Genomic DNA, 25,430 nt, shown 5'->3' with positions numbered 1-25,430 from the left:
AAAACGACACAGAGCAGAGCTACAGGACCGGCAGTGGCACGAGCAGCGTCGACAGCGAGAGCAAAGCGCATGACCCAGGATGTGGCGGAAGCATCGGTTGCGAAGGCTGCGGCCCAGGCGCCGGCCGGCGGCGACCTTCATCTCGACGAGGCGCTGCGGCAGTCGCCGAAGCGGTTCATGAACCGAGAATTGTCCTGGCTGCAGTTCAACCGCCGCGTGATGGAGGAGGCCTCCAACCGCAACCATCCGCTGCTCGAGCAGCTGCGCTTCCTCTCGATCTCGGCGAATAACCTCGACGAGTTCTTCATGGTCCGCGTTTCCGGCCTGCGCGAGCAGCTCAAGGCCGGCGTGGTGACCCCGAGCCAGGACGGGCTCAGCCCGGCCGAGCAACTCGCTGCGCTGGGCGAGGGCGTTCACGCTCTGACCAGCGATCAGCAGACCCGCTGGACCGAGCTCAAGCACGACCTGGAGGCGAATCGGATCGTGCTGCTGCGGCCGGCTGATATCGGCGCGCAGGACCGCATCTGGCTGGAAGACCGCTTCCTGCACTATGTCTTCCCGGTGCTGACGCCGCTGGCGATCGACCCGGCCCATCCCTTCCCGTTCATCCCCAATCTCGGCTTCACCCTTGCGCTGGCGCTGGAGCGCGTCAGCGACGGACGCGCCCTCGACGCGCTGATCCGCGTGCCGGTGAAGATGGACCGCTTCATCGAATTGCCCGATCTCGCCCGCGAGGGCGTCCAGCGCTTCATCATGCTGGAGGATCTGGTCGCGCTGTTCATCGGCAAGCTCTTTCCCGGCTACGAGGTCAAGGGCACCGGCTCCTTCCGCATCATCCGCGACTCCGATCTCGACATCGAGGAGGAGGCGGAGGATCTGGTCCGCGTCTTTGAGACCATGCTGAAGCAGCGCCGCCGCGGCGTCGTGATCCGGCTGGAGCTCCATGCCGACATGCCGGCGCATCTGCGCGACATGATCATCCGCGAGCTCAGGGTCGATCCGGATGAGATCGTCGTCGTCGATGGCATGATCGGTCTCAACGAACTCTCGCAGCTCGTCGGCGTCGATAGCCCGGACCTGAAGTTCAAGCCCTATAATGCCCGCTTCCCCGAGCGCATCCGCGAGCATGGCGGCGACTGTTTCGCCGCCATCCGCCAGAAGGACCTGATCGTCCACCACCCCTATGAGAGCTTCGACGTCGTCGTGCAGTTCCTGCAGCAGGCGGCGCGCGATCCCAATGTCGTCGCGATCAAGCAGACGCTTTATCGCACTTCTTCGAACTCGCCGATCGTCCAGGCCCTGGCCGAGGCGGCCGAGGCCGGCAAGTCGGTGACGGCGCTGGTCGAGCTCAAGGCCCGCTTCGACGAAGAAGCGAACATCCGCTGGGCCAAGGATCTGGAGCGCGCCGGCGTCCAGGTCGTCTACGGCTTCATCGAGCTCAAGACCCACGCCAAGCTCTCGATGGTGGTGCGCCGCGAGGCCGGGCAGTTCACGACCTACTGCCATATCGCCACCGGCAACTATCATCCGATCACGGCGCGCATCTATACCGACGTGTCCTTCTTCACCGCCGATCCGGTGATGGCGCAGGACGTCGCCCGCATCTTCAACTTCATCACCGGCTATGCCGAGCCGGCCGAGCTGGAACGCATGGCGGTCTCGCCGGTCAACCTCAAGAAGCGGCTGCTCGACGACATCGCCGAGGAGGTCGCCCATGTGAAGGCGGGCCGCAAGGGGGCGATCTGGGGCAAGTGCAACTCGCTGGTCGACCCCGAGATCATCGACGCGCTCTACGATGCCAGCCAGGCTGGCGTGCAGATCGATTTCGTCGTGCGCGGCATCTGCTGCCTCAGGCCCGGCGTGCCCGGCCTCTCCGACAATATCCGCGTCAAGTCGATCGTCGGGCGGTTCCTGGAGCACACCCGCGTCTATGCCTTCGGCGCCGGCCACGGCATGCCCTCGGCCAAGGCCAAGCTCTACATTTCCTCGGCCGATCTGATGCCGCGCAATCTCGACCGCCGCGTCGAGGCGCTGACGCCGATCCTGAACGCGACAGTCCACCAGCAGATGCTCGAGCAGATCATGCTGGCGAACTTTCTCGACAACGAACAGAGCTGGACCATCTTGCCCGATGGCGGCTCGCGACGCATTGTCCCGCCATCGGCCGAAGAGTCGTTCAACGCCCACAAGTATTTCATGACGAATCCGAGCCTGTCAGGTCGTGGAAAATCTCTCTCGAGCTCAAGCCCGCGCAGCCTCTCCCGCCGCGCCGGCAAGAAGGCCTGAGCAGGCTGCAGGCCGGCTGAGCGTCGGCAACACCATCGCGATCATCGACATCGGCTCGAACTCGGTCCGCCTCGTCGTCTATGAGAACCTGTCGCGGGCGCCCGCGCAGGTCTTCAACGAAAAGGAGATGGCGGGCCTCGGCCGGCAGGTCGCCTCGACCGGCATGCTGGCGCAGGACGCGATCGACAAGGCGCTCTCGGCGCTGGTGCGCTTCCGCATCCTCTGCGAGGCGATGCATGTCGGGCAGCTTCGGGTCATCGCCACGGCTGCGGCCCGCTATGCTTCGAACGGCCCCGATTTCATCGCCCGCGCCGAAGCGGCCGTCGGCCAGCCGATCGAGCTGATCTCCGGCGATCGCGAGGCCTATCTCTCGGCGCTCGGCGTGATCTCCGGCTTCGACCAGCCGCATGGCGTCGTCGGCGATCTCGGCGGCGGCTCGCTCGAGCTGATCTCTGTCGATGGCGGCAAGGTGGGCGAGGGTATCAGCCTGCCGCTCGGTGGCCTCGCCCTGATCGACCGCTCCGGCAATTCGATGAAGGCGGCCGAGAAGATCGTCCGCGACGATCTCGACCACCATCCGCAGCTCGCCGCGATGCGCGGGCGTGATTTCTATGCCGTCGGCGGCACCTGGCGCGCGCTCGCGACGCTGCACCAGCGCCAGTCCGGCTATCCGCTCAACGTCATGCACGGCTATATCGTGCCGGCCCGAGAGGCGAGCGACTTCGTCCGCCTGGTCGAACGTGCCGATGCCTCGATGCTGGAGGCGATCGAGTCGGTTTCCTCGGCCCGCCGTCCGCTGCTCGCCTATGGCGCGCTGGTGCTCGACCAGATCATCAAGCGCGGCCGGCCGCGCAATGTCGTGATCTCCGCCAATGGCGTGCGCGAAGGTCTGCTGCACGAGCAGCTCGACGAGAGCGAGCGCTCCGCCGACGCGCTGCTGCGCGGCGCCGAGGATTACAACAAGCTGCGCGCCCGCGATCCGCGTCATGCCGCCGACCTGATCGCCTGGACCGAGAAGCTCGTCGCCAGCGCCTATCCGCACGACGACCCGGCGCTGCAGCGGCTGCAGCTCGCCGCCTGCCTGCTCTCCGACATCGGCTGGCGCGCCCATCCAGACTATCGCGGCGAGCAGACACTGAACGTCATCGCCCATGCCTCGTTCAGCGGCGTCGACCATGTCGGCCGCGCCTTTCTCGCGCTGACGGCGTTCTACCGCTATGCCGGCCTGAAGGCCTCCGCCCCGGCGGTCGAAGGGCTGCGGCGCCTGCTGACGACGCGCACGCTCGAACGCGTCCACATCCTCGCCGCGGCTTTCCGGGTCGCCTATCTGATTTCGGCAGGCATGCCCGGCATCCTGTCGCGAGCATCGCTGACCTGCATTGACAGCCGGCTCGTCATGCGCCTGCCCGACGACCTGAAGTCGTTGGCGAGCGAGCGTGTCACCGGACGGCTGAAACAGCTCGCCAAGCTGCTCGGGCGCGAGATCGACATCCGATAGGGCGGAAAGACCTGACCTAGCGCGGCATAAGCTGCTGGAAGGCCGTCGGCTGGATCGATATCCGGCCGATGAACGGCCGGTCATGCGCCAGGATGACGAAATAGGCGGCCGAGACGACCAGAACATAAAGATGGGCGGCGACGATCTGCATGCGGAAGGCGTGGCTGTTGCAGACGATGATCGCGAGCAGGGTCGTCGTCGAGATCAGTCACATCGCGAACCATTGCGCCCAGGTGACGCCTGCCACGGAGGCGGCCAGCCGGGCCAGCCTTGCGTGACGGACCTCCAGGAGCTGGTTGAGCAGGGGGAGTACGCTGCGGCGGTGTTCAGTCGCGACACCAGATGGATCGCGCCGAGCAGGTGCTTTTCCGACTGGTCGAACACCGCATCGGTGAGCGGCGTGCTCCTGGCCATGGCCGGCCAGTCGATCGCAACCACGTCGCGCAGATAGTCCTGAAGCCCTTTGCTCAGCTCGGATCGCGTCTCCTCCGGCAGCCCCGCCGACAGGGCGAGCGCCGTCTCCACGGCATCCGCCTCGCGCTGCACGGCTGTCCGGGCAGAGACGGCATCGTTCCAGATCCCTACCGCGGAGAATGCGACGATCAGCGCGAACAGCGCTCCGCAGGCGTTGATGATCGAATCGCGGATCGGCAGCGGCTCGTCCAACCGATAGCCGAGCCGCGGGATGGCGAAGCGCACGAGGCCGATCAGGAGCCAGCAGACCGCGAGGCTCAGCGCCAGCACGGCGAGGAACATCGCCGCCAGCGGCAATTGATGCAACAGGATGAACACGTCGCCCTCGGACCCGCCTGCACTCAGACGGCGACAGCAGAGCCCAGCTCGGTCTCGGCCGACAAGTCTCTTCTTCGGAAAGCCGACGACAATCGTGGCGGTGACGATCGGATGCTCACGAGCCGGGATGAGGGGCGGATCGTGGATGACCGTCAGCGCGGGCAGCGCTGCGTGCGCTCGGCGCGCTGGATATCGGCGATGACGCGGCGCTGGGTCGCTGAAAGCGGCACGTCCTCGACATTGTCGTACTGGCAGCCGGCATTGCCGAAGGCGCTGATGCCACGCTGCGTGCGGAAGCAATAGCCTTGCGCCTTGTAGATTTCATTGCGCTGATACCAGAGGTCCTCGCAGCTCTGCGCCGCCGCCGGCGTGGCGGCCACGAAGAAAGGCAGGGCGATTGTGAGGGAGAGGGCAGGAAGGAGCAGCTTCGACATGACGACCTCTTGCGGTTGCGCGACCATCTCTGCCGGTCCTTGCGGACAGGACAAGCCTTTTCGCGTTCTGCCATGGCAGGATCACGATCCTGTTGCAGGAACGCGTGATGGCTCCGCTGGCAAAGCTGTGAATTGACGCTGCCGCGCTCGCGGGGGAGAAGAACCGCAAGGTCATGCAGCCGTTTCGCCTTCTTCGCCCGAATCTCGCCCGCCTGCGGCGTTCGATCGCCGTCGGGCTCACCTTGGTCGCGGCGGCCGCGCCCGTCATGGCGCAGTCGCAACAGCGCTCGGTCTCGCTGATCCGAGATGCCGAGATCGAGCAGTTGCTGCGCGACTATGCGGCGCCGATCTTCAGGGCGGCCGGGATCAATGCCGGCGGAACCAAGATTATCCTGATCAACGATCGCGCCTTCAACGCCTTCGTCGCAGACGGCAAGTCGATCTTCGTCAATATCGGAGTGCTGATGGATGCAGCGACGCCGAACGAGGTGATCGGCGTGCTCGCTCATGAAAGCGGCCATCTCGCCGGCGGGCATTTGGCGCGGCTGCGGCAGGAGATGCAGAACGCACAGATCCTCTCGATCGCCGGTCTGCTCGTCGGCGTCGGCGGCGTCGTCGCCGGCGCCCGCAGTGGCGGTTCCGCGATCGGCAATGCCGGCGTCGGCGCGATGGGGGCTATCGCGGGACCGCAGGAGCTGGTGCGCCGCTCGCTGCTCGCCTATCAGCGCTCCGAGGAGCAGGCGGCCGATCGCGCGGCGGTGCGCTTCCTTTCGGTTGCCGGCATGTCGGCCAAGGGCATGCTCACCGTCTTCCGGCGCTTCGCCGAGAACAGCGCCTTCCTGTCAAAGGCGATCGATCCCTACACGCTGAGCCACCCGATGCCGAGCGAGCGCATCGCCCAGCTCGAGACGCTGGCGAAGCAGAGCCCCCATTTCGACAAGCTCGATCCGCCGGCTCTGCAGGCGCGTCACGAGCTGATGCGCGCCAAGCTGATGGGTTTCGTCGAGCGCGACGCCGGCGTCGCCCGCCGCTACGGCATGGCGGACCAGTCGATGGCGGCGCGCTATGCCCGCGCCATCAGCGACTACCGCTCCGGCAGGATGGCGCAGGCGCTGGCGGCCATGGACAGGCTGATCGGCGAGCAGCCCAAAAATGCATATTTCCTCGAGCTCAAGGGCCAGGCCTTGCTGGAGGCCGGGCGGGCACGTGAGGCCGTGCCGGTGTTGCGCCAGGCGGTTGCGCTGGCGCCGCAGGCAGGGCTGATCCGGCAGATGCTCGGCCATGCGCTGCAGCAGACCGGCGACAAGGCTCTGCTCGACGAAGCGATCCGCGAGCTGTCGAACGCCGCGGCGCGCGAGCCCGACTCGGCCGAGGTGCATCAGCATCTCTCGAATGCCTATGCCGCCAAGGGCAACATCGCCATGGCCGAGCTCTCGGCCGCGCGGCACGCTTTTGCCAAGGGCGATTGGACGGTCGCTCACACCCAGGCGAGCCGGGCTCTGGCCAAATTGCCGCAGGGCTCGCCTGCGGCGCTGCGCGCGCGCGACATTGTCGAGTATGTTCCTCCCGACAAACAACAATAGAGCAGGGTGCGAAAAAGTGGGGACCGATTTTTGGTAGGAATCCTGCTCTAAACCTTTAGAATCGATCACGTCTTATGATTTTCGATCGACGCGATCCAAAATCATAAGACGTGATCTAATGGCGCCCGAGTCGCGCCCTTGGAAAGGACCATCGTCATGATCTTCTATTCGCTGCGCCGTCTGGCGCTCGCCGGCATCGCGGCCTGCGCGCTCGCCGGAGCTGTCGCACCGGCGCAGGCGCAGGCGCTCTCGCCAGACCAGCGCAAGGCCGTGGTGGAGTTGATCAAGGAGACGCTGCTGAAGAATCCCGAGTTGATCCAGGAAGCGCTGGTCGAGCTTGAGAAGCGCAACCAGGTCGCCCAGGTCGAGGCGCAGCGCAATGCGCTCGCCGCCGAGAAGGCCAGCTTGACCGATCCCGCGACCTCGGTGATCGCCGGCAACCCGCAGGGTGACGTCACCCTGGTCGAGTTCATGGATTACAATTGCGGCTTCTGCAAAAGGGCGATGGAAGACGTTCGCGCTCTCTCCAAGGACGATGCCAAGCTCAAGGTCGTGATCAAGGACTTCCCGATCCTCGGCCCCGATTCGGTCGAGGCCAGCCGCGTCGCCATCGCAGTGAAGAACCAGCTCCAGGGCCAGAAATACTGGGATTTCCATCTCAAACTAATGGCCACCAAGGGCCGCATCAACGGCGCCAAAGCACTCGAGATCGCCAAGGAGGCCGGCGCCGACATCGAGCGCGTCAAGAAGGAGATGGACGCGCCGGCGACGCGCGCCGTGATCGAGCAGACCGTCGCGCTCGGCGACCGTCTCGGCCTCACCGGCACGCCCGCTTTCATCGTCGGCGACGAGGTGGTGTTCGGCGCGGTCGGCCAGGCGGCGCTGAAGCAGAAAATCGAAGCCGTCCGCAAATGCGGCAAGGCGACCTGCAGCGGGTGAGCGGATCGGGGCTGAGCTACCTTGACGCATGGCCCGACTGCTGCCTGACGTCGCCGGTTTCTGTGGAACAACTCCCGGAACGGCGGCGATTTGCATAGGCAAGGTGCCCACAGGGCGCCTTCGCCCTTTTCCTGACCCACTGTTCCGGGTAAAGACGCGCGACATCGCGAGGCCGCCGGCTTGATCCGGCCGCAGTGCCATCGCATATGCGCATCCTCTTCGGGACCTGCCGTCCCGCCCATCGAGCTCACGAAGACGGTGAAATCCGCCATGGCGACCAAGAGCCCCATCGATCCCGAACTCGTGCGCGAGATGGCGCAACTGATCAACGAGACCGATCTGACCGAGATCGAGGTGCAGAAGGGCGACCTGCGCATCCGCGTCGCCCGCACCATCAGCGCCACCGTGATGGCGCCGGTCGCGGCCGCGCCGGCCTTCGCCCCGGCGCCCGCCGCAGTCGCGGCCCCTGCCGCCGCTCCGGTCGACGCCAAGGCGGCCGCGGCCCATCCGGGCACGGTCAACTCGCCTATGGTCGGGACCGCCTATCGCCGGCCGTCGCCCGAGGCCAAGCCCTTCATCGAGGTCGGCCAGGAGGTGAAGGCCGGCGAGCGCGTGCTGCTGGTCGAAGCGATGAAGACCTTCAACGACATCGTCGCCCCGCGAGCCGGCAAGGTCACCGCCATCCTGGTGGAAGATGGCCAGCCGGTCGAATACGGCGAGCCGCTGCTGGTGATCGAGTGAGGCCGGCGCCGGACGGGAGCGGGCTGAAGATGTTCGACAAGATCCTGATCGCCAATCGCGGCGAGATCGCGCTGCGGGTGCTGCGGGCCGCCAAGGAGCTCGGCATCGCCACGGTCGCGGTGCATTCGACCGCCGACGCCAACGCCATGCATGTGCGCCTCGCCGACGAGAGCGTCTGCATCGGCCCGCCGCCGGCGCGCGAGAGCTATCTCAACATCCCCGCGCTGATTGCCGCCTGCGAGATCACCGGGGCCGACGCGGTCCATCCCGGCTACGGCTTCCTCTCCGAGAACGCCCGCTTCGCCGAGATCCTGGAGCGGCACAACATCGCCTTCATCGGCCCCAAGGCCGAGCACATCCGCAGCATGGGCGACAAGATCGAGGCCAAGCGCACCGCCAAGCGCCTCGGCATCCCTTGCGTGCCCGGCTCGGAAGGCGGCGTCGCCGACGACGAGGAGGCGATGCGGATCATTCGCGAGATCGGCCTGCCCGTCATCATCAAGGCGGCGTCCGGCGGCGGCGGCAAGGGCATGAAGGTGGTGCGCAGCGAGGACGAGGTGTCCGTCATGCTCGCTACGGCCCGGAGCGAGGCCAAGGCCAATTTCGGCGACGATGCCGTGTACATCGAGAAATACCTCGAAAAGCCGCGCCATATCGAGATCCAGGTGCTCGGCGACGGCAAGGGCCGGGCGATCCATCTCGGCGAGCGCGACTGCTCCCTGCAGCGCCGCCACCAGAAGGTCTGGGAGGAGGGGCCGTCCCCGGCCCTCAACGCCGGCGAGCGCGACCGGATCGGCGCGATCTGCGCCAAGGCGATGGCCGATATGGGCTATCTCGGCGCCGGCACAATCGAGTTCCTCTACGAGGACGGCGAGTTCTACTTCATCGAGATGAACACGCGCATCCAGGTCGAGCATCCTGTCACCGAGATGATCACCGGGATCGATCTGGTCAACGAGCAGATCAGGATCGCCGCCGGCGCGCCGCTCTCGATCAGCCAGAAGGACGTCGTCATCGAGGGCCACGCCATCGAATGCCGCGTCAACGCCGAGCATCCCGCGACGTTCCGGCCCTCGCCCGGCAAGATCGCGTCATTCCACACGCCGGGCGGGCTCGGCGTGCGCGTCGATTCGGCGGCCTATCAGGGCTATGTCATCCCGCCACACTACGATTCGCTGGTCGGCAAGCTGATCGTGCATGGCCGCAACCGGGCCGAATGCCTGATGCGCCTGCGCCGCTCGCTCGACGAGTTCGTCGTCGACGGCGTGGACACCACGCTGCCGCTGTTCCGGACGCTGGTACGCAACCAGGACATGCTCAACGGCGACTACAACATCCACTGGCTGGAGAAATTCCTCGCCAATGGCGGCATGGATCAGTCGGGCGAGGGGTGAGGTCCGGCGCATGCAGTCATGCTCGGGCTTGACCCGAGCCTCTCAGGCCGGGCTCGATAACGCCTTCTCGTCACGAGATTCTCGGGTCTGCGCTTCGTTCCGCCCGAGAATGACGCTTCGGGTTTGACTCAGCCGCCCGCTCGCGCTCCCATCGGCGCATGAAGGCCCGCTCCACACCCGCGCGCGCGCCGGCGATCACGCCGGAAATCCTTTTGCGCGCCTACGCAGCCGGCGTCTTCCCGATGGCGGAGAGCGCCGACGATCCCAGCCTTTTCTGGGTGGAGCCGGACATCCGCGGCATCATTCCGCTCGACGCCTTCCATCTGCCGGGCCGGCTGGCCCGCACCGTCCGCTCGGATCGGTTCGAAATCCGGATCGACCACGACTTCGCCAGCGTGATAGCGGCCTGCGCCGAAAGCCGGCCGGACCGCGCCGAGACCTGGATCAATGGCCGCATTCGCGGGCTCTATGGCGAGCTCTTCCATCTCGGCTATGTCCACACCGTCGAATGCTGGCGCGAGGGAAAGCTGGTCGGTGGTCTCTATGGCCTGTCGCTTGGCGGGGCCTTTTTCGGCGAGAGCATGTTCCATCGCGAGACCGACGCCTCGAAGGTCGCGCTGGTCCACCTGGTCGCCCGGCTGAGGCGCGGCGGCTATCGGTTGCTCGATACGCAGTTCCAGACCGCGCATCTCTCGCAGTTCGGTACGCGAGAGATCCCGCGCGAGGCCTATCGCGTCCTGCTCGACGCGGCGATCGCGAGCGATGGCGACTGGTGGGGCTGGCCGCCGGGGCAGGACGTCCGGGGCCACGAGGCGCTGGCCGAGTTGCCGGGCTGATCCGATCAGGCGGCGGGTTCGCCGCCCGCCATCTGCGACGGCTCCCAGAGCTCGATCGGATTGCCCTCGGGATCGTGGATGCGGCAGAAGCGGCCGACCTCCGAATCCCAGTCCGGCCGGGTCTCGACGGCAATCCCGGCGGCGCGCAACGAAGCCATCATCGCGTCGAGGTCGTCGACGCGGAAATTGACCATCCACTGCTGCTCGGGCCGGCCGAAATACTCGGTCGTTGCGGCGAACGGACCAAAGATGGTCGGCCCGGCATCCTGACTCCAGACCGCTCTGTTCATGTCGGCGATGCCGAGATGGCGCTCGTACCAGGCGGCGAGGGCCTGCGGGTCACGGCCGCGAAAGAACAGGCCGCCGATGCCGGTGACCCGCGCCATCGTCAGTTGCCCCCCGCCGGGTCGCGCCCAGGGGCGGGATTGGTCGGGAAGAAGCGCTGCGACGGCGTCTGGCGCGGCTGCACCGGCACGCCTTGCGGCGGGGCGACATCGATGCGCTGGTTGGGCGGCGGGTTCTGCTGGGCGGGACGGGCAGGGCGCCGCTGCTCGGGAGTGAGCGGTGGCGGCGCCGCCTCCGGCTCCTTCGGATCGACCACCAGCTCGGTGCCGCCTTTGCAGTCGGTCAGCCAGACATCATAGATCGCGTGCTCGACACCATGCAGGCCGGGGCTCGCCGCGTACATCCAGCCGGTGAAGATGCGCCGGTACTCGTTGTTGAAGGTGACCTCGTCGACCTCGGTGAAGGAGGTCGTCTGCGGCGCCTCGGTCGGCGGGCGCGTCCAGCAGACTCGCGGTGTGATCTGCAGCGCGCCGAACTGCACGGTCTCGTCGATCGCCACCTCGAAGGAGATGATCCGGCCGGTGATCTTGTCGAGTCCGGCGAAGACCGCGGTGGGATTGCGGATGCGGTCGGCCTTGGCGGGGACGGCCAGCGCGAGCGCGCTGCCGGCGAGCGCGAGGAAGGCAAAGGCTCTGCGGAACGAAGGCATGCTGGCTTGCGATTCTCTTCGAGCGGGGCCGGGCCGCGACGGGGCGCAGTAGCACGGCAATCGCAGCGGAAAAAGGGCAGATCACGATCCTGGCCAGCGGGCTAAGGGAGCGGGAGGCCTTGCATGCTCGCCATGGCCGGTATGCTCGCCAGGGCAGGTCATGCAGTTGCAATCCATTTGCAAATTTATATCCTGCCACTGCCTTGCAAGTGCGGAATCGGGGATATCCATGGAAGCGCGCGTCGACGGAATGTCATCCGGCTGGCGCACGGAGCGCGGCGACGCCTCGCTGGCCGACGTCCATCGCTCGATCGTGGTGCGCGGCTCCGGGCCGGGCTGGCGCCGCGCCGCCGCCTTTCTGGGCCCGGGCTATCTCGTCGCTGTCGGATATATGGACCCGGGCAATTGGGCGACCTCGCTCGCCGGCGGCTCGAAGTTCGGCCACACGCTGCTCGTCGTCGCGTTGGTCTCCAACATCATGGCGATCGTGCTGCAGTCGCTCTGCGCCCGGCTGGCCATCGCGTCTGGCCGTGATCTCGCCCAGGCCTGCCGCGACGCCTTCCCCAAGCCCATCGCCTATGGGCTCTGGGTCCTCGCCGAGGTCGCGATCATCGCGACCGACATCGCCGAGGTGATCGGCACCGCGATCGGCCTCAACCTGATCTTCGGCATCCCGCTCGAGATCGGCGTCGTCATCACGGCGCTCGACGTCTTCCTGATCCTCTATCTGCAGCGGCTCGGCTTCCGCTGGGTCGAGGCGCTGATCATCACGCTGCTCGGCGTCATCGCGGTCTGCTTCGCGATCCAGATCGCGCTGGCCGACCCGGACTGGGGGCAGGTGATCCGCGGCTTCACGCCGACCACCGAGATCGTGCGCAATCCTGAGATGCTCTATCTGGCGCTCGGTATCCTCGGCGCGACCGTGATGCCGCATAATCTCTATCTGCATTCGGGCATCGTGCAGACGCGCGCTTACGGGCAGACTTTGCCGGAGAAGCGCCAGGCGCTGACCTACGCCACGATTGATTCGACGGTCGCGCTGATGTTCGCCCTGCTGATCAACGCCTCGATCCTGATCCTGGCCGCCGCGACCTTCCATAAGACCGGGCAGACCGGGGTCGCCGAACTCGCCGACGCGCACAAGCTGCTCGGCCCGCTGCTCGGGCTCGCCATCGCGCCGACGCTGTTCGGCATCGCCTTGCTCTGCTGCGGCATCAATTCGACGGTGACGGCGACGCTCGCCGGCCAGATCGTGATGGAGGGCTTCCTCAAGATCAGATTGCCGCCCTGGCTGCGCCGGCTGATCACGCGGGCGATCGCGATCGTGCCGGCGGCTGCGGTGACGATCTGGTACGGCGATGCCGGCACGGCGCGGCTATTGATCCTGACCCAGGTCGTGCTGTCGCTACAGCTCTCCTTCGCCGTCTTCCCGCTGGTGATGTTCACCGCCGACAAGGCCAAGATGGGCGAGCTCGTCGCGCCGCGCTGGCTCATCGCCTTGGCCTATCTGATCGCAGCGGTGATCGCAGCGCTGAACATCAAGCTGCTGGTCGATTTCGTCGGCGGGGCAGGCTGAGAAATGGGGGCGCGGCCTTTCCGGCTGCATCGCCTTAGCGTACCGCGCGCTTGGCGCGGAAGCGCGCGACCTTGTCGCGGTTGCCGCAGAGACTCATCGTGCACCAGCGCCTTGTGTTGTTGCGCCCGCGATCATAGAAGACGAGCGTGCAGTGATCGGCAGCGCAGCGCTTCAATCGCGCCGGCTCGGCCTCGCAGACGAAGCGGGCGAGATCGAGCGCGATCTGTGCGGCCGGGCCAGCGGGATCGAAAGCGAAGCCAAGCGCGGGTCCATCGTCCCCGCGCTGCAGGACATAGTGGCCTTTGAGGCCGGCCAGGCGCCGGTTGACCGACGCCAGAACCGCATCGGGCAGCGGCTGGCCTGCCTCAAGCGTCTCAAAGACCGGCCGCAGCTCCGCGCGCACTGTGCGCAGATCGGTCATTGCGTCGCTTCCATCTCCGGCAGCGTCGCCGAGCCCGGCCGCTCTCAGCCAGGCCAAAGCCCGCTCGGGACCATCGATCAGCTCCTGGGGGCCGGTTTCGCTGGCGGGCGTGGTGTTGAGCAGATCCAGCCAAGTCGAACCGCCGACGAATGGAAAGCCGTCGCGGAATTCGCTGGAAGCTTCTGTCGCAGACGTCATCTCGGATCTCGGACGGATAGGTCGAACTGTAACCGCTTATTTATCGATTGACAGGTGTCAAATCAAGTGACACCGTTGAAGAAGAAGAACAGAGGTTACATCACTCGCGATGCCCCGTTCCCTCAGCCGCTTTGCCGCCATCACTCTCGCCGCAGGAGTCCTTGCCATGACGTCCGTCGCCGCCGCCGAGCCCGGCCCAACTCAGTTCCGCACAGCCGAGATCGCCGGCACCGAGATCTTTTATCGCGAGGCCGGGCCGCAGGACGCGCCGTCGCTCCTGCTGCTGCACGGTTTTCCGTCCTCGTCGCACATGTTCCGCGACCTGATTCCGCGTCTGGCCGGTCAGTACCGCGTGATCGCGCCGGACTATCCCGGTTTCGGCCATAGCGGTGCGCCATCGCCGGCCGCGTTCGATTATCGCTTCGACCGCCTCGCCGACGTGGTGGAAGCGCTGGTCGATCGGCTCGGGCTGAAGAGCTATGTACTTTATCTGCAGGACTACGGTGGGCCGGTCGGCTTCCGCCTGGCGCTACGCCGGCCGGAGCGGGTGCGCGGCCTGATCGTGCAGAACGCCGTCGCCAATGCCGAGGGCTGGAACCCCGAGATCACCGCGTCTATGGGGCCGTTCTGGCGCGAGCGCAACGCCGAGACCGAGAAGCCCTTCGCCGATCTGCTGAAGCCCGAGACGACGCGCTTCCAGTACACCCACGGTGCCGCGCGGGCCGAACGGCTTTCGCCCGATGCCTGGACGATGGATCAGGCCGGGCTGGACCGGCCGGGCAATCGCGAGATCCAGCTGCGGCTGCTGCACGATTACCAGAGCAATTTCGCCGCGTATCCGGCCTGGCAGCGCTATCTCGCGGAGCGCCAGCCGCCCATGCTGATCGTCTGGGGGAAGAACGACCCGTTCTTCACGCTCAAGGGCGTCGACTATCTGAAGCAGCAGGTGCCGGGCGCCGAGGTGCACCTGTTCGACGCCGGCCATTTCGCACTGGAGACGCATGCCGGCGAGATCGCCGAACGCATCCTGGCGTTCATGGCGCGGTTGCCTGCGCGGTAGTCCGGGTGCTGGGCTCCGGCATCATCATCAGCAGCAGCACCAATGCGACGCCAGCCGCGATGCCGAGCGTGATGAAGGCCGCGCCATAGCCGTAGCCGACGACGATCGCCCCGGCGACGGAGGTGCTCAAGGCGGCGCCGATGCCTTGTGCAGTCGCGATGGCGCCCTGGGCGACGTTGAAATGGCCGGTGCCGGCCGTGAGATCCGCGACGATGAGCGGAAAGAGTGCGCCGAAGATGCCGGCGCCGACGCCATCCAGCAGTTGCACGCCGATCAGCCAGGGCGCGGCGTCAGAGAGCGGATAGAGCAGGCCGCGCAGGCACAGGACCGCCAGCGCCCCCGCGAAGATCCGCTTGCGGCCCCAGCGATCGGCCTTGGCGCCCACGACGAGGGCGACCGGGACCATCACCAATTGGGCTGCGACGATGCAGGCCGACATCAAGGTGGTGGCGAGCTCCGGATTGGCCAGCGCCAGCTTCTGGCCGACGAGCGGCAGCATCGCGGCATTGGCGAAATGGAAGAGCGTCGTCGACGCGGCGAAGACCAGCAATGGCGGATTGGCGAGAAGCACGCTGAAGCCCGACGGGCGCGCCTCGCCCGAGCCGGTGGACGCACTGTCGAGGCCGCGCGCGACGTCGTGGTCGATCGCGGCGGCGGGCACGCTCAGCGTGGCGACGATGCTGGCAGCGGCCATCGCCGCCATCAGCCAGAAGACGGCGACGGGACCGAGCCAGTAGGCGAGGGCCCCGGCGAGCAGTGCGGCGACAGCGTTGCCGGCATGGTTGAAGGCCTCGTTGCGGCCGATGCGCGCCGCGAAGGCCTTCGGCCCGACGATGCCGAGCGTGATCGCGGCGATCGCCGGTGGGAACACCGCGCCGGCGACCCCCGAGATCGCCTGCAGGATCGTGACCGGCACCAGGCCGGGAAAGAGCGGAATGGCGAGCGAGGCGGCCGTGATCGCGAGCGCGGCGAGGACGAGAATGGCGCGTTTCGCCCGCACGACATCGATCAGCGCACCCGCGGGCGTCTGCGCGACGATCCCGGCGATTCCCGCCGCTGAGAGCGTGAAGCCGATCGAGGCCTCGTCCCAGTGCTGAACCGTCAGCAGGTAGATCGCGAGATAAGGGCCGAGGCCGTCGCGGACATCGGCGAGGAAGAAGTTCAGCGCGTCGAGCGGCCCGCGAGCCGAGGAGGTGCGATCAGGGGCCATATCGATCTCTCGGCGAGAAAGGCGCGCGGATCAACGGGCGAGGACGAGCCTGGTTCCGTTGCGTCCAGGCATAAAAAACCGGCGATGCGTGGCACCGCCGGCGTGATCTCGCATCTTCGTCCGCCTGTCAGCGGCCGGGCGTCCAGGCCTGATAGTCGCCGGTCGCGGCCGGGGTCTTGTTCTCGCCGAGGGTCGAGCCAGGCGGGTGATAGGCCAGGGCCGTCCCGGTATGGTTCGGCTGGTGCGGCTTCTGCCATTCGCGCGGGGTATACTTTTCCTCGGAGGGAGCGACGTCGACGGTGTGGTGCAGCCAGCCATTCCAGCCGGGCGGGATGATCGAGGCTTCGATCGGGCCGTTATAGATCACCCAGCGGCGCTGGATGCCGAGCGCCTTGTCCTTCACGCCGCCCTTGGTGCGGTAGTAGACGTTGCCGAACTCGTCCTCGCCGACCTTCTCGCCGAAGCGCCAGGTGTGGAACCGCGTGCCGATCGTCTGGCCGTTCCACCAGGTGAAGAGCTGGAGCAGGGTCTTGGTCATCGCTTCGCGTCCGCGCAGGCCATAGGCCGTCGCGCGACTTATGAAGAGGCTGGCGCTTGATGTCCAGTGCGGCTCAGCGCAGCAGTGAGCGCGCCGTCGGGATGAGGCGAGCGATGTCCGGTTCGCGCCCCGTCCCCACGGCCATCTCGCGCAAGGCGGCTTCGAGCGCTGGTATCGCCTGCGGGGCGGTCGGCCGTGTGAGCGTGACGACGACACATTCGCCCTCGCGCACGGGCAGGCGCGCGAATCCGTTCTCGCTGCGATCGCTGATCAGGCTGGCGACTATGTTGCAGCCGGCGGCCCGTACGGCGTCGGCGATCACATCAGCCGCAAGCGAGGCTTTGTCGTCGGGCGTGGCCGGTGCGAGATGGTGGATGGCGACCAGATAGGGATGACCATCTTCCAGATCGGCAGTTCCCGACGGCAAGCGTTCGAGTCCGTTCATCTCGAAGCCAGAGCCGGGTGCCGCCGGCTTCAGCATCAGCACATCGTGCCATTCCAGCATCGTCTCGTTGGCGGCGGGGCCATGTTGAGCCCAGACCGGACCGCCATAGAAGGCGGGGAGGGCGCGGGTCCGCGCTGCCTGATCGGCAAAGCCGCGGAACCAGACGAACTGGTCGGGCGCTGCGGGGTCGCGGAACTGGCAGATGACGCTCATCCCGGCCGCCTCCTGCGTCTCGACCAAATGGGTGTCGAAGACTGCGATCAGGGTCTCGCGCGCGCCAGGCTTCAGCGTGTAGCGGCGCAGTTCGAAGACAGTGTCGGTCATGGCGGTCCTCCGGCTGGCCTTGCAGCTAGGCAAGAGGCCTGCCCGATGGAGTCAGCAGCCTCGCCGCGGCCCTCGCCACGATTCGGTCATGATTCGGAGCGGGGGCGATCGGCGTCGATATCGCGCCAGCCGGCCAAGCATCGCACGGATTCAAGCACTTGTGGCTGCCGCTGCAGAGAGCGCTTCCGCTAGGAGCACTTGCGGCTTCCTGGTGACGGCTCTTTAACCATGGTCCGGCGGATTTTAGTGGTTTCACACCGACAAGGATCGTTGCAAGCTGGCAACGGCGTCGCGATTCCGCATGTGATTCCTTGGGCTTAGCGGGTGCCTTGAAACTTATCCCCGCGATCCACATCTTCCTACAAGATGTCGTATCCACACCTATCGCCTCGCACTAATCCTTGACGGCGCGACCCAATCGGGACTAAATTTTGACGGTCGCGTGACGGCTGGCGGAGACGCCTTTTTCGACCCGCGAAACGAGTTCCCAGACGGGTCGAGGCGATCACCGCGGCGCGCCAGAGATGGCGACGGCGAACGGCGACGTGCGTGCTCCGGCTGGCCGCATCAGGAAGCCGATGGCGGGGCACACCGTCGCGGGATCCAGGGGCATCAAACCGAGTTGGTCTGACATCAGGAGCCGGTGAGCAACCGGCCGCGCGTGGCGCCATGATGCGTCCGCGGCAAGCATTGGGGACGAAGCTTATGCGCATCGAGCGCCGCCATACCACCGCCGGCCAGTCGCCCTATGCGGCGATCCCGTTCCGCTCGGCGGTAAGCGAGATCCGCAATCCCGATGGTTCGATCGTCTTCCGCCTCGAAGGCATCGAGGTGCCGGAGGCCTGGTCGCAGGTGGCGAGCGACGTGCTCGCGCAGAAGTACTTCCGCAAGGCGGGCGTGCCGGCTGTCCTAAGGCGAGTCGAGGAGAACGACGTCCCGTCCTTCCTCTGGCGTTCGGTCCCGGACGAGGCGGCGCTGGCGAAGTTGCCGGAGGCTGAGCGTTTCGGCTCCGAGATCTCGTCCAAGCAGGTCTTCGACCGGCTCGCCGGCTGCTGGACCTATTGGGGCTGGAAGGGCGGCTACTTCTCCTCGGAGGAGGATGCCCACGCCTTCCATGACGAGCTGCGCTTCATGCTGGCCTCGCAGATGGTCGCGCCGAACTCGCCGCAATGGTTCAACACCGGCCTGCATTGGGCCTATGGCATCGACGGGCCGAGCCAGGGCCACTTCTACGTCGACTTCAAGACCGGCAAGCTCGTCAAGTCGAAGTCGAGCTATGAGCACCCCCAGCCGCATGCCTGCTTCATCCAGGGCGTCCAGGACGACCTCGTCAACGAGGGCGGCATCATGGACCTGTGGGTGCGCGAGGCCCGCCTGTTCAAATATGGCTCCGGCACCGGCTCGAACTTCTCGATGCTGCGTGGCGAGGGCGAGAAGCTCGCCGGCGGCGGCCGCTCCTCCGGCCTGATGTCCTTCCTCAAGATCGGTGATCGCGCCGCGGGCGCGATCAAGTCGGGCGGCACCACCCGCCGCGCCGCCAAGATGGTCGTGGTCGACGCCGACCATCCGGATATCGAGGCCTATATCGACTGGAAGGTGAAGGAGGAGCAGAAGGTCGCGGCCTTGGTCGCCGGCTCCAAGATCGTCCAGAAGGCGATGAAGGCGGTGATGAAGGCCTGCGTCAATTGCGAGGCCGCTGATGATGCCTGCTTCGATCCCGAGAAGAACCCGGCGCTGAAGCGCGAGATCAAGCTCGCCCGCAAGGCGATGGTGCCCGACAACTACATCAAGCGCGTCATCCAGTTCGCCAGGCAGGGCTACACCGAGATCCAGTTCGACACCTATGACACCGACTGGGATTCGGAGGCCTATCTCACCGTTTCCGGCCAGAACTCGAACAATTCGGTCTCGCTGACCGACGACTTCCTGCGCGCGGTCGAGAATGACGGCGACTGGAACCTGATCGGCCGCACCACGGGCAAGGTCACCAAGACCCTGAAGGCGCGCGACCTCTGGGAGAAGATTGGCTACGCCGCCTGGGCCTCGGCCGATCCCGGCCTGCACTTCAACACCACGATGAACGACTGGCACACCAGCCCGGCCTCGGGACGCATCCGCGCCTCGAATCCGTGCTCGGAGTACATGTTCCTCGACGACACCGCCTGCAACCTGGCCTCGGCCAACCTGCTGCAGTTCTACGACCGGCAGAGCAAGGCTTTCGACGTCGCTGCTTATGAGCATCTCTGCCGGCTCTGGACCATCGTGCTCGAGATCTCGGTGACGATGGCGCAGTTCCCGAGCCGCGAGATCGCCGAGCTCTCCTATGAGTACCGCACGCTCGGCCTCGGCTACGCCAATATCGGCGGCCTCCTGATGACCATGGGGCTCGGCTACGACTCCGACGAGGGCAGGGCGCTCGCCGGCGGCCTGACCGCGATCATGACCGGCGTCGCCTATGCGACCTCGGCCGAGATGGCGGGCGAGCTCGGCCCGTTCCCGGGCTACAAGAAGAACGCCCAGCACATGCTGCGCGTCATCCGCAACCACCGCACCGCCGCCCATGGCCAGGCCTCGGGCTATGAGGGCCTGCAGGTCACGCCGGTGCCGCTCGACCATGCCACGCTGGAGCGCCTCGGCGGCTCCTCGGTGACGGTGTCGGAGCGGGCCAAGGCGAGCTGGGACGAGGCGCTGGCCCTCGGCGAGAAGCACGGCTACCGCAACGCCCAGTCGACCGTGATCGCGCCGACCGGCACGATCGGCCTGGTCATGGATTGCGACACCACCGGCATCGAGCCCGATTTCGCACTGGTGAAGTTCAAGAAGCTCGCCGGCGGCGGCTACTTCAAGATCATCAACGGTGCGGTTCCCGACGCGCTGCGCGCCCTCGGCTATCGCGAGGCGGATATCGCCGAGATCGAGGCCTATGCCGTCGGCCATGGCTCGATGAAGCAGGCGCCTGGCATCAACCCCGGCTCGCTGCGGGCCAAGGGCTTCAGCGACGAGAAGATCGAGGCGGTCGAGAAGGGGCTGAAAAGCGCCTTCGACATCAAGTTCGTCTTCAACAAATGGACGCTGGGCGAGGACTTCCTCACCGGCACGCTGAAGGTGCCGGCTGAGAAGCTGAACGACATGTCGTTCGAGCTCCTGCCCTTCCTCGGCTTCAGCAAGGCCGAGATCGAGGCCGCCAATGTTCATGTCTGCGGGGCGATGACGCTGGAAGGCGCGCCGCACCTCAGGAAGGAGCACTACAACGTCTTCGACTGCGCCAATCCCTGCGGGCGCATCGGCAAGCGCTATCTCTCGGTCGAGAGCCATATCCGCATGATGGCGGCGGCGCAGCCCTTCATCTCGGGCGCGATCTCCAAGACCATCAACATGCCGAACGACGCCACCGTCGAGGACTGCAAGAGCGCCTATTTGCTTTCTTGGAAGCTGGCGCTGAAGGCGAACGCTCTCTACCGCGACGGCTCGAAGCTGTCGCAGCCGCTGAACTCCGCGCTGATCGCCGACGAGGACGACGACGCCGACGACGCAGTCGAGACGCTGCACCAGCAGCCCATGGCGGCGCGCGCCACCCAGATAGCCGAGAAGATCGTCGAGCGCGTGGTCGAACGGGTCGAGCGCATTCGAGACCGTGAGAAGCTGCCGGCGCGTCGCACCGGCTACATCCAGAAGGCGGTGGTCGGCGGCCACAAGGTCTATGTCCACACCGGCGAATATGCCGATGGCCGCCTCGGCGAGATCTTCATCGACATGCACAAGGAGGGCGCGGCCTTCCGGGCGATGATGAACAACTTCGCCATCGCGGTCTCGCTCGGCCTGCAATACGGCGTGCCGCTGGAGGAGTATGTCGAGGCCTTCACCTTCACCCGCTTCGAGCCCTCGGGCTTCGTGCAGGGCAATCAGTCGATCAAGAACGCGACCTCGATCCTCGACTATGTCTTCCGCGAGCTGGCGATCTCCTATCTCGGCCGGCACGACCTCGCCCATGTCGATCCCAGCGAGATCGGCCATGACGTGATGGGCGGCGGCGTCGAGCAGGGAAGGGCGCCGGATGCGGCCGGGCCGATCACCTCGACCCCGCTGGCCTCCTCGGGCTTCCGCCGCGGCAAGCCGATCAACCTGCTCGCCATCCAAGGCGGGGCGGCGGCCAATGACGCGGTCGCCCGCTCGGTCAGCAATGTCACCGGCCTCGCCACCGCCGGCGCGACCGCGCTGAAGGAGGAGCCGGAGGAGTTCGGCGAGGCTGAGATGAGCAAGCTCGGCTTCGCCGCGCCGGCCGCCCAGCCGACGACTTCAGAGCGCCGGGCCGAGGCGATCATGAAAGGCTATGTCGGCGACTCGTGCGGCGAATGCGGCAACTTCACGCTGGTGCGCAACGGCACCTGCTTGAAGTGCAACACCTGTGGCTCGACGACCGGGTGTTCGTGAGGCTCGATCTCAGCCGATAGATGCGATGACGGCCGGAGCTTCCTCCGGCCGTTTTGCTTGGACCATCAGGTCAGGTGCCGGTCAGCACCAGGTTGAGCGCCGCCGTGATGGCGAATCGTCCTTCGACAATGACGCGACCAGTGGCCCCGATAGGCCGGGACGGATCGCGACGATTTCCATCGGCACCAGAACGCCGTTGGCGCCATCGATCGTCAACCGCTTGATCGCCGGCAGCAGCTCGGCGGCGCGATCATGTGGGTGTCGAGCGAGGAGAACAGGTCGGCCTGAAGGGGCATGCTCGCCACAACTGCGGCTTGTGCTGGAATCTGAGCTAACATCGACTCAACCATTCGAAGCCGACATCCCTGCGGGCTCTTCTTGGTCATAACTCCACCCCCAGCGGAATATTCGGAGCGTGATCTTCAGCACTGTTCACGGCACGCCAAGACTGCGCAGCCAGTCCGCCAAAGCCGCGAGGCCAGAAATACAGTTTTGTTGCAGCGCAATATTGCGGACGCGGCGTTGCGCCGCACCACATACATGGATCAGGGGTCCATACCAAAGTGTCGCCTTGACGCCGGACTCGCAGAGTTACACTATTCCAAACTAAGAGACCGGCGATGTGCGCCCTCTGGGAGGTATGAGATGCTGAAGGAGCTATCACGCCGCCAATTTTTAGCAGGGGGAGGGGCCGGACTAGCCGGCTCGGCCATTGCTGCACTCGGCTTCGGCGGGCCGGAGGAGGCGCTTGCCCAGGCTGTGCGCCCGTTCAGGCTGGCGCAGACCACCGAGACACGCAACACCTGCCCGTACTGCTCCGTCGCCTGCGGCGTGATCATGTACAGCCTGGGCGACAAGTCCAAGAACGCCCATTCCGCCGTCGTCCATATCGAGGGCGACCCGGATCACCCGACCAATCGCGGCACGCTTTGCCCCAAGGGCGCGGCGCTGCTCGATTTCGTCCATTCCGAGACGCGCACCAAGCATCCGCAATATCGCGGGCCGGGCCAGCGCGAGTTCAAGCAGATCGGCTGGGGCGAGGCGCTCGATCGCATCGCCAGGCTGATGAAGGACGATCGCGACAAGAACTTCGTCACGACGAATCAGGACGGGGTGACGGTCAATCGCTGGCTGACCACGGGCTTCCTGGCGGCCTCGGCCACGACCAACGAGACCGCTTTCCTGACCTATAAAACGGTTCGAAGTCTCGGGATATTGGCGTTCGACAACCAGGCGCGCGTTTGACACGGACCGACGGTGGCCAGTCTGGCCCCAACATTCGGTCGCGGTGCGATGACCAACTCCTGGACGGACATCAAGAACACCGACCTCGTCATCGTCATGGGCGGCAACGCCGCCGAGGCGCATCCGTGCGGCTTCAAATGGGTCACTGAGGCGAAGGCCCAGCGCGGCGCCAAGTTGATCGTCGTCGATCCGCGCTTCACGCGCACGGCTTCGGTCGCCGATTTCTATGCGCCGATCCGGCAGGGCACCGACATCGCCTTCCTGCTCGGCGTGATCCGGTACTGCATCGAGAACGACAAGATCCAGCACGACTATGTGCGCGCCTTCACCAACGCGCCCTATCTCGTGAAGGAGGGCTTCGGTTATCAGGACGGCCTGTTCACCGGCTATGACGAGGCCAAGCGCGACTATGACCGCTCGACCTGGGAATACGAGCTCGGGCCGGACGGCTATGTGCAGGTCGACGAGACCCTGCAGCATCCGCGCACGGTCTACCAGCTCCTGAAGAAGCACGTCTCCGTCTATACGCCGGAGATGGTTGAGCGCATCTGCGGCACGCCGAAGGACAAGTACCTGGCGATCTGCAAGATGATCTCGGAGTGCTCGGCGCGCGACAAGGTCATGACCTCGATGTACGCGCTCGGCTGGACGCAGCACTCGAAGGGCGCGCAGAACATCCGCACCATGGCGATGGTGCAGCTGCTGCTCGGCAATATCGGCATGCGCGGCGGCGGCATGAACGCCTTGCGCGGCCACTCCAACATCCAGGGGCTGACCGATATCGGCCTGATGTCGGACCTGATCCCGGGCTATCTGGCGATCCCGAAGGACAGGGAGCCGGATTTCGCGGCCTATATGTCGACGCGCGGCTTCAAGCCGTTGCGGCCGAACCAGATGAGTTACTGGCAGAACTACAGGAAGTTCATGGTGAGCTTCCTGAAGGCGATGTGGGGTCCGGCTGCGACGGCGGAAAACGACTTCGCCTATCAATGGCTGCCGAAGCTCGACGTGTCCGGCTACGACATGCTGCGCACCTTCGACCTGATGCACCAGGGCAAGGTCAACGGCTATTTCTGCCAGGGCTTCAACCCGCTGCTGTCCGCGCCGAACCGCGGCAAGATCACGGCGGCGCTGTCGAAGCTGAAGTTCCTGGTGGTGATGGATCCGCTGCAGACGGAGACGTCGCGCTTCTGGAAGGACGAAGGCGTCCACAACGACGTCAAGCCGGAGTCGATCCAGACCGAGGTGTTCGAGCTGCCGACGACCTGCTTCGCCGAGGACGAGGGCTCGCTGGTCAATTCCGGCCGCTGGCTGCAATGGCACTGGCCGGGGCAGGAGCCTCCGGGCGAGGCGAAGACCGATGCCTGGATCATGGCACAGCTGCACATGCGGCTGCGCGAGCTCTACAAGAAGGAGGGCGGCGCCTTCCCCGACCCGATCGTCAACCTGCACTGGCCCTATCGCGATCCGCAGGACCCGCAGCCGGACGAAGTCGCCAAGGAGCTCAACGGCTACGTCGTCTCGACCGTCACCGATCCGGCCGATCCGACCAAGGTGGTCCTGGAGAAGGGCAAGCAGGTCGACACTTTCGGCCAGCTGCGCGACGACGGCTCGACCGCCTGCGGCTGCTGGATCTATTCCGGCTGCTGGACCGAACGCGGCAACATGATGGCCCGCCGCGACACCAACGATCCCGGCAATACCGGGGCCTATTCGAACTGGGCCTTCTCCTGGCCGGCCAACCGGCGCATCCTCTACAACCGCGCCTCCGCCGATCTCGACGGCAAGGCCTGGGATCCCAAGCGCAAGCTGATCGAGTGGAACGGCACGGCCTGGACCGGATACGACGTGCCGGACATCGCGGTGACCGCCAAGCCGAGGGATGTCGGCCCGTTCATCATGAACCCGGAAGGCTCGGCGCGCCTGTTCGCCCGCGGATTGATGCGGGATGGGCCGTTCCCGGCGCATTACGAGCCGTTCGAAAGTCCGGTGGCCAATGTGCTGGCGCCGAAGATCCGCGGCAATCCTGCCGCGCGCATCTTCAAGGAGGACCTCGCCGCGCTCGGAACGTCCGACAAGTTCCCCTATGCGGCGACGTCCTACCGCCTGACCGAGCATTTCCATTTCTGGACGAAGCATGTCTGGGTCAATGCGGTGCTGCAGCCGGAGTTCTTCGTCGAGATCAGCGAGCAGCTCGCGAAGGAGAAGAACATCCAGAAGGGAGGCTGGGTGAAGGTCTCCTCCAACCGCGGCTGGGTCCATGCCAAGGCGGTGGTGACCAAGCGCATCAAACCGCTGATCTGCGACGGCAAGACCGTGCATGTCGTCGGCATCCCGCTCCACTGGGGCTTCACCGGTGCGGCCAAGAAGGGCTTCGGCCCGAACAGCCTCACCCCGTTCGTCGGCGACGCCAACACCGATACGCCCGAGTTCAAGGCGTTTCTGGTGAATGTCGAGCCGTCCAACGGACCGGCGGTCAGCTAGG

Annotated in this window: 20 protein-coding genes; 11 read left to right on the top strand and 9 right to left on the bottom strand. The window is 66.1% G+C overall.

Annotated features, from left to right (window positions below; all coding sequences use genetic code 11):
• The first annotated feature begins 69 nt into the window (after positions 1 to 69).
• Positions 70 to 2,286 (top strand): RNA degradosome polyphosphate kinase, encoded by a 2,217-nt coding sequence (locus ACFPOB_RS07300; protein WP_377797089.1) that lies wholly within the window; start codon positions 70 to 72, stop codon positions 2,284 to 2,286.
• The gene (ppx, locus tag ACFPOB_RS07295; protein WP_377797087.1) at positions 2,222 to 3,784 is read left to right on the top strand and encodes an exopolyphosphatase; all 1,563 of its coding nucleotides are present in this window, start codon (positions 2,222 to 2,224) and stop codon (positions 3,782 to 3,784) included. The genes ACFPOB_RS07300 and ppx overlap by 65 nt, the downstream gene beginning before the upstream one ends.
• Before the next feature lie 16 nt (positions 3,785 to 3,800).
• Here ppx and ACFPOB_RS07290 read toward each other — a convergent pair whose 3' ends face one another.
• The 3 genes from ACFPOB_RS07290 to ACFPOB_RS07280 all read right to left on the bottom strand — a co-directional run bounded on the left by ACFPOB_RS07290 (position 3,801) and on the right by ACFPOB_RS07280 (position 5,010).
• Positions 3,801 to 3,935, bottom strand: coding sequence for a hypothetical protein (locus ACFPOB_RS07290; protein ID WP_377797085.1), 135 nt, complete (start codon positions 3,933 to 3,935; stop codon positions 3,801 to 3,803).
• A gap of 53 nt (positions 3,936 to 3,988) precedes the next feature.
• Positions 3,989 to 4,540: a bestrophin-like domain gene (locus ACFPOB_RS07285; RefSeq protein ID WP_377797084.1), complete on the bottom strand. Its 552-nt coding sequence runs from the start codon at positions 4,538 to 4,540 to the stop codon at positions 3,989 to 3,991.
• Between the two features lie 188 nt (positions 4,541 to 4,728).
• A complete protein-coding gene (locus ACFPOB_RS07280) occupies positions 4,729 to 5,010 on the bottom strand; it encodes a YARHG domain-containing protein (protein WP_377797082.1) in 282 nt (93 codons plus the stop codon).
• A gap of 173 nt (positions 5,011 to 5,183) precedes the next feature.
• Between ACFPOB_RS07280 and ACFPOB_RS07275 the strand changes: the two genes are divergently transcribed.
• From ACFPOB_RS07275 to aat, 5 genes are all read left to right on the top strand, one after another.
• Positions 5,184 to 6,593 (top strand): M48 family metalloprotease, encoded by a 1,410-nt coding sequence (locus ACFPOB_RS07275; RefSeq protein ID WP_377797081.1) that lies wholly within the window; start codon positions 5,184 to 5,186, stop codon positions 6,591 to 6,593.
• Between the two features lie 156 nt (positions 6,594 to 6,749).
• On the top strand, positions 6,750 to 7,532 hold the full coding sequence (locus tag ACFPOB_RS07270; RefSeq protein WP_377797079.1) for a DsbA family protein: 783 nt from the start codon (positions 6,750 to 6,752) through the stop codon (positions 7,530 to 7,532).
• A 270-nt stretch (positions 7,533 to 7,802) separates the two neighbouring features.
• Positions 7,803 to 8,273, top strand: coding sequence for an acetyl-CoA carboxylase biotin carboxyl carrier protein (gene accB / locus ACFPOB_RS07265; protein WP_377797077.1), 471 nt, complete (start codon positions 7,803 to 7,805; stop codon positions 8,271 to 8,273).
• A gap of 29 nt (positions 8,274 to 8,302) precedes the next feature.
• Positions 8,303 to 9,667: an acetyl-CoA carboxylase biotin carboxylase subunit gene (accC, locus tag ACFPOB_RS07260; protein WP_377797076.1), complete on the top strand. Its 1,365-nt coding sequence runs from the start codon at positions 8,303 to 8,305 to the stop codon at positions 9,665 to 9,667.
• 158 nt (positions 9,668 to 9,825) lie between these two features.
• Complete coding sequence (gene aat / locus ACFPOB_RS07255) at positions 9,826 to 10,503, top strand: leucyl/phenylalanyl-tRNA--protein transferase (RefSeq protein WP_377797074.1); 678 nt, start codon at positions 9,826 to 9,828, stop codon at positions 10,501 to 10,503.
• Between the two features lie 5 nt (positions 10,504 to 10,508).
• On the opposite strand, the gene ACFPOB_RS07250 is transcribed toward aat, so the two are convergent.
• Together ACFPOB_RS07250 and ACFPOB_RS07245 are read right to left on the bottom strand one after the other, a co-directional pair.
• Positions 10,509 to 10,889, bottom strand: coding sequence for a VOC family protein (locus ACFPOB_RS07250; RefSeq protein WP_377797073.1), 381 nt, complete (start codon positions 10,887 to 10,889; stop codon positions 10,509 to 10,511).
• 2 nt (positions 10,890 to 10,891) lie between these two features.
• Positions 10,892 to 11,497 carry a DUF2155 domain-containing protein gene (locus ACFPOB_RS07245; RefSeq protein WP_377797072.1) on the bottom strand — a complete coding sequence of 202 codons (606 nt, stop codon included), beginning with the start codon at positions 11,495 to 11,497 and terminating at the stop codon, positions 10,892 to 10,894.
• Between the two features lie 229 nt (positions 11,498 to 11,726).
• Between ACFPOB_RS07245 and ACFPOB_RS07240 the strand changes: the two genes are divergently transcribed.
• Positions 11,727 to 13,073, top strand: coding sequence for an Nramp family divalent metal transporter (locus tag ACFPOB_RS07240; protein ID WP_377797071.1), 1,347 nt, complete (start codon positions 11,727 to 11,729; stop codon positions 13,071 to 13,073).
• A 34-nt stretch (positions 13,074 to 13,107) separates the two neighbouring features.
• Here the strand turns inward: ACFPOB_RS07240 and ACFPOB_RS07235 are convergent, their stop codons facing one another.
• Entirely contained in the window at positions 13,108 to 13,692 is a 585-nt protein-coding gene (locus ACFPOB_RS07235) for a CGNR zinc finger domain-containing protein (RefSeq protein WP_377797070.1), read from the bottom strand.
• A 166-nt stretch (positions 13,693 to 13,858) separates the two neighbouring features.
• On the opposite strand from ACFPOB_RS07235, the gene ACFPOB_RS07230 reads away from it, so the two are divergent.
• Positions 13,859 to 14,752 (top strand): alpha/beta fold hydrolase, encoded by an 894-nt coding sequence (locus ACFPOB_RS07230; protein ID WP_377797068.1) that lies wholly within the window; start codon positions 13,859 to 13,861, stop codon positions 14,750 to 14,752.
• Here the strand turns inward: ACFPOB_RS07230 and ACFPOB_RS07225 are convergent.
• The 3 genes from ACFPOB_RS07225 to ACFPOB_RS07215 form a co-directional block, all read right to left on the bottom strand.
• Positions 14,727 to 15,962, bottom strand: coding sequence for an MFS transporter (locus ACFPOB_RS07225; RefSeq protein ID WP_377797066.1), 1,236 nt, complete (start codon positions 15,960 to 15,962; stop codon positions 14,727 to 14,729). The two genes, ACFPOB_RS07230 and ACFPOB_RS07225, sit on opposite strands and share 26 nt — an antisense overlap.
• Before the next feature lie 127 nt (positions 15,963 to 16,089).
• Positions 16,090 to 16,500 (bottom strand): NADH:ubiquinone oxidoreductase subunit NDUFA12, encoded by a 411-nt coding sequence (locus ACFPOB_RS07220; RefSeq protein ID WP_377797064.1) that lies wholly within the window; start codon positions 16,498 to 16,500, stop codon positions 16,090 to 16,092.
• A 73-nt stretch (positions 16,501 to 16,573) separates the two neighbouring features.
• The gene (locus ACFPOB_RS07215; protein WP_377797063.1) at positions 16,574 to 17,269 is read right to left on the bottom strand and encodes an NIPSNAP family protein; all 696 of its coding nucleotides are present in this window, start codon (positions 17,267 to 17,269) and stop codon (positions 16,574 to 16,576) included.
• 705 nt (positions 17,270 to 17,974) lie between these two features.
• Here ACFPOB_RS07215 and ACFPOB_RS07210 point away from each other — a divergent pair.
• Together ACFPOB_RS07210 and fdnG are read left to right on the top strand one after the other, a co-directional pair.
• On the top strand, positions 17,975 to 21,700 hold the full coding sequence (locus tag ACFPOB_RS07210) for a vitamin B12-dependent ribonucleotide reductase (protein WP_377797061.1): 3,726 nt from the start codon (positions 17,975 to 17,977) through the stop codon (positions 21,698 to 21,700).
• 645 nt (positions 21,701 to 22,345) lie between these two features.
• The gene (gene fdnG, locus ACFPOB_RS07205; protein ID WP_377797059.1) at positions 22,346 to 25,429 is read left to right on the top strand and encodes a formate dehydrogenase-N subunit alpha; all 3,084 of its coding nucleotides are present in this window, start codon (positions 22,346 to 22,348) and stop codon (positions 25,427 to 25,429) included.
• The last annotated feature ends 1 nt before the right edge of the window (position 25,430 follow it).

The organism is Allobosea eneae (assembly GCF_042657265.1).
GTDB classification, from domain to species: domain Bacteria; phylum Pseudomonadota; class Alphaproteobacteria; order Rhizobiales; family Beijerinckiaceae; genus Allobosea; species Allobosea eneae.
This window is presented reverse-complemented; position numbering and strand designations above follow the sequence as displayed.

What these genes read in the sequence shown, in the direction of transcription:
- ACFPOB_RS07300 (WP_377797089.1), top strand. Translation starts at nt 70, where the DNA reads ATGACCCAGGATGTGGCGGAAGCATCGGTTGCGAAGGCTGCGGCCCAG.
- ACFPOB_RS07290 (WP_377797085.1), bottom strand. Translation starts at nt 3,935, where the DNA reads ATGCAGATCGTCGCCGCCCATCTTTATGTTCTGGTCGTCTCGGCCGCC.
- ACFPOB_RS07285 (WP_377797084.1), bottom strand. Translation starts at nt 4,540, where the DNA reads ATGTTCCTCGCCGTGCTGGCGCTGAGCCTCGCGGTCTGCTGGCTCCTG.
- ACFPOB_RS07280 (WP_377797082.1), bottom strand. Translation starts at nt 5,010, where the DNA reads ATGTCGAAGCTGCTCCTTCCTGCCCTCTCCCTCACAATCGCCCTGCCT.
- ACFPOB_RS07275 (WP_377797081.1), top strand. Translation starts at nt 5,184, where the DNA reads ATGCAGCCGTTTCGCCTTCTTCGCCCGAATCTCGCCCGCCTGCGGCGT.
- ACFPOB_RS07270 (WP_377797079.1), top strand. Translation starts at nt 6,750, where the DNA reads ATGATCTTCTATTCGCTGCGCCGTCTGGCGCTCGCCGGCATCGCGGCC.
- accB (WP_377797077.1), top strand. Translation starts at nt 7,803, where the DNA reads ATGGCGACCAAGAGCCCCATCGATCCCGAACTCGTGCGCGAGATGGCG.
- accC (WP_377797076.1), top strand. Translation starts at nt 8,303, where the DNA reads ATGTTCGACAAGATCCTGATCGCCAATCGCGGCGAGATCGCGCTGCGG.
- aat (WP_377797074.1), top strand. Translation starts at nt 9,826, where the DNA reads ATGAAGGCCCGCTCCACACCCGCGCGCGCGCCGGCGATCACGCCGGAA.
- ACFPOB_RS07250 (WP_377797073.1), bottom strand. Translation starts at nt 10,889, where the DNA reads ATGGCGCGGGTCACCGGCATCGGCGGCCTGTTCTTTCGCGGCCGTGAC.
- ACFPOB_RS07245 (WP_377797072.1), bottom strand. Translation starts at nt 11,497, where the DNA reads ATGCCTTCGTTCCGCAGAGCCTTTGCCTTCCTCGCGCTCGCCGGCAGC.
- ACFPOB_RS07240 (WP_377797071.1), top strand. Translation starts at nt 11,727, where the DNA reads ATGGAAGCGCGCGTCGACGGAATGTCATCCGGCTGGCGCACGGAGCGC.
- ACFPOB_RS07235 (WP_377797070.1), bottom strand. Translation starts at nt 13,692, where the DNA reads ATGACGTCTGCGACAGAAGCTTCCAGCGAATTCCGCGACGGCTTTCCA.
- ACFPOB_RS07230 (WP_377797068.1), top strand. Translation starts at nt 13,859, where the DNA reads ATGACGTCCGTCGCCGCCGCCGAGCCCGGCCCAACTCAGTTCCGCACA.
- ACFPOB_RS07225 (WP_377797066.1), bottom strand. Translation starts at nt 15,962, where the DNA reads ATGGCCCCTGATCGCACCTCCTCGGCTCGCGGGCCGCTCGACGCGCTG.
- ACFPOB_RS07220 (WP_377797064.1), bottom strand. Translation starts at nt 16,500, where the DNA reads ATGACCAAGACCCTGCTCCAGCTCTTCACCTGGTGGAACGGCCAGACG.
- ACFPOB_RS07215 (WP_377797063.1), bottom strand. Translation starts at nt 17,269, where the DNA reads ATGACCGACACTGTCTTCGAACTGCGCCGCTACACGCTGAAGCCTGGC.
- ACFPOB_RS07210 (WP_377797061.1), top strand. Translation starts at nt 17,975, where the DNA reads ATGCGCATCGAGCGCCGCCATACCACCGCCGGCCAGTCGCCCTATGCG.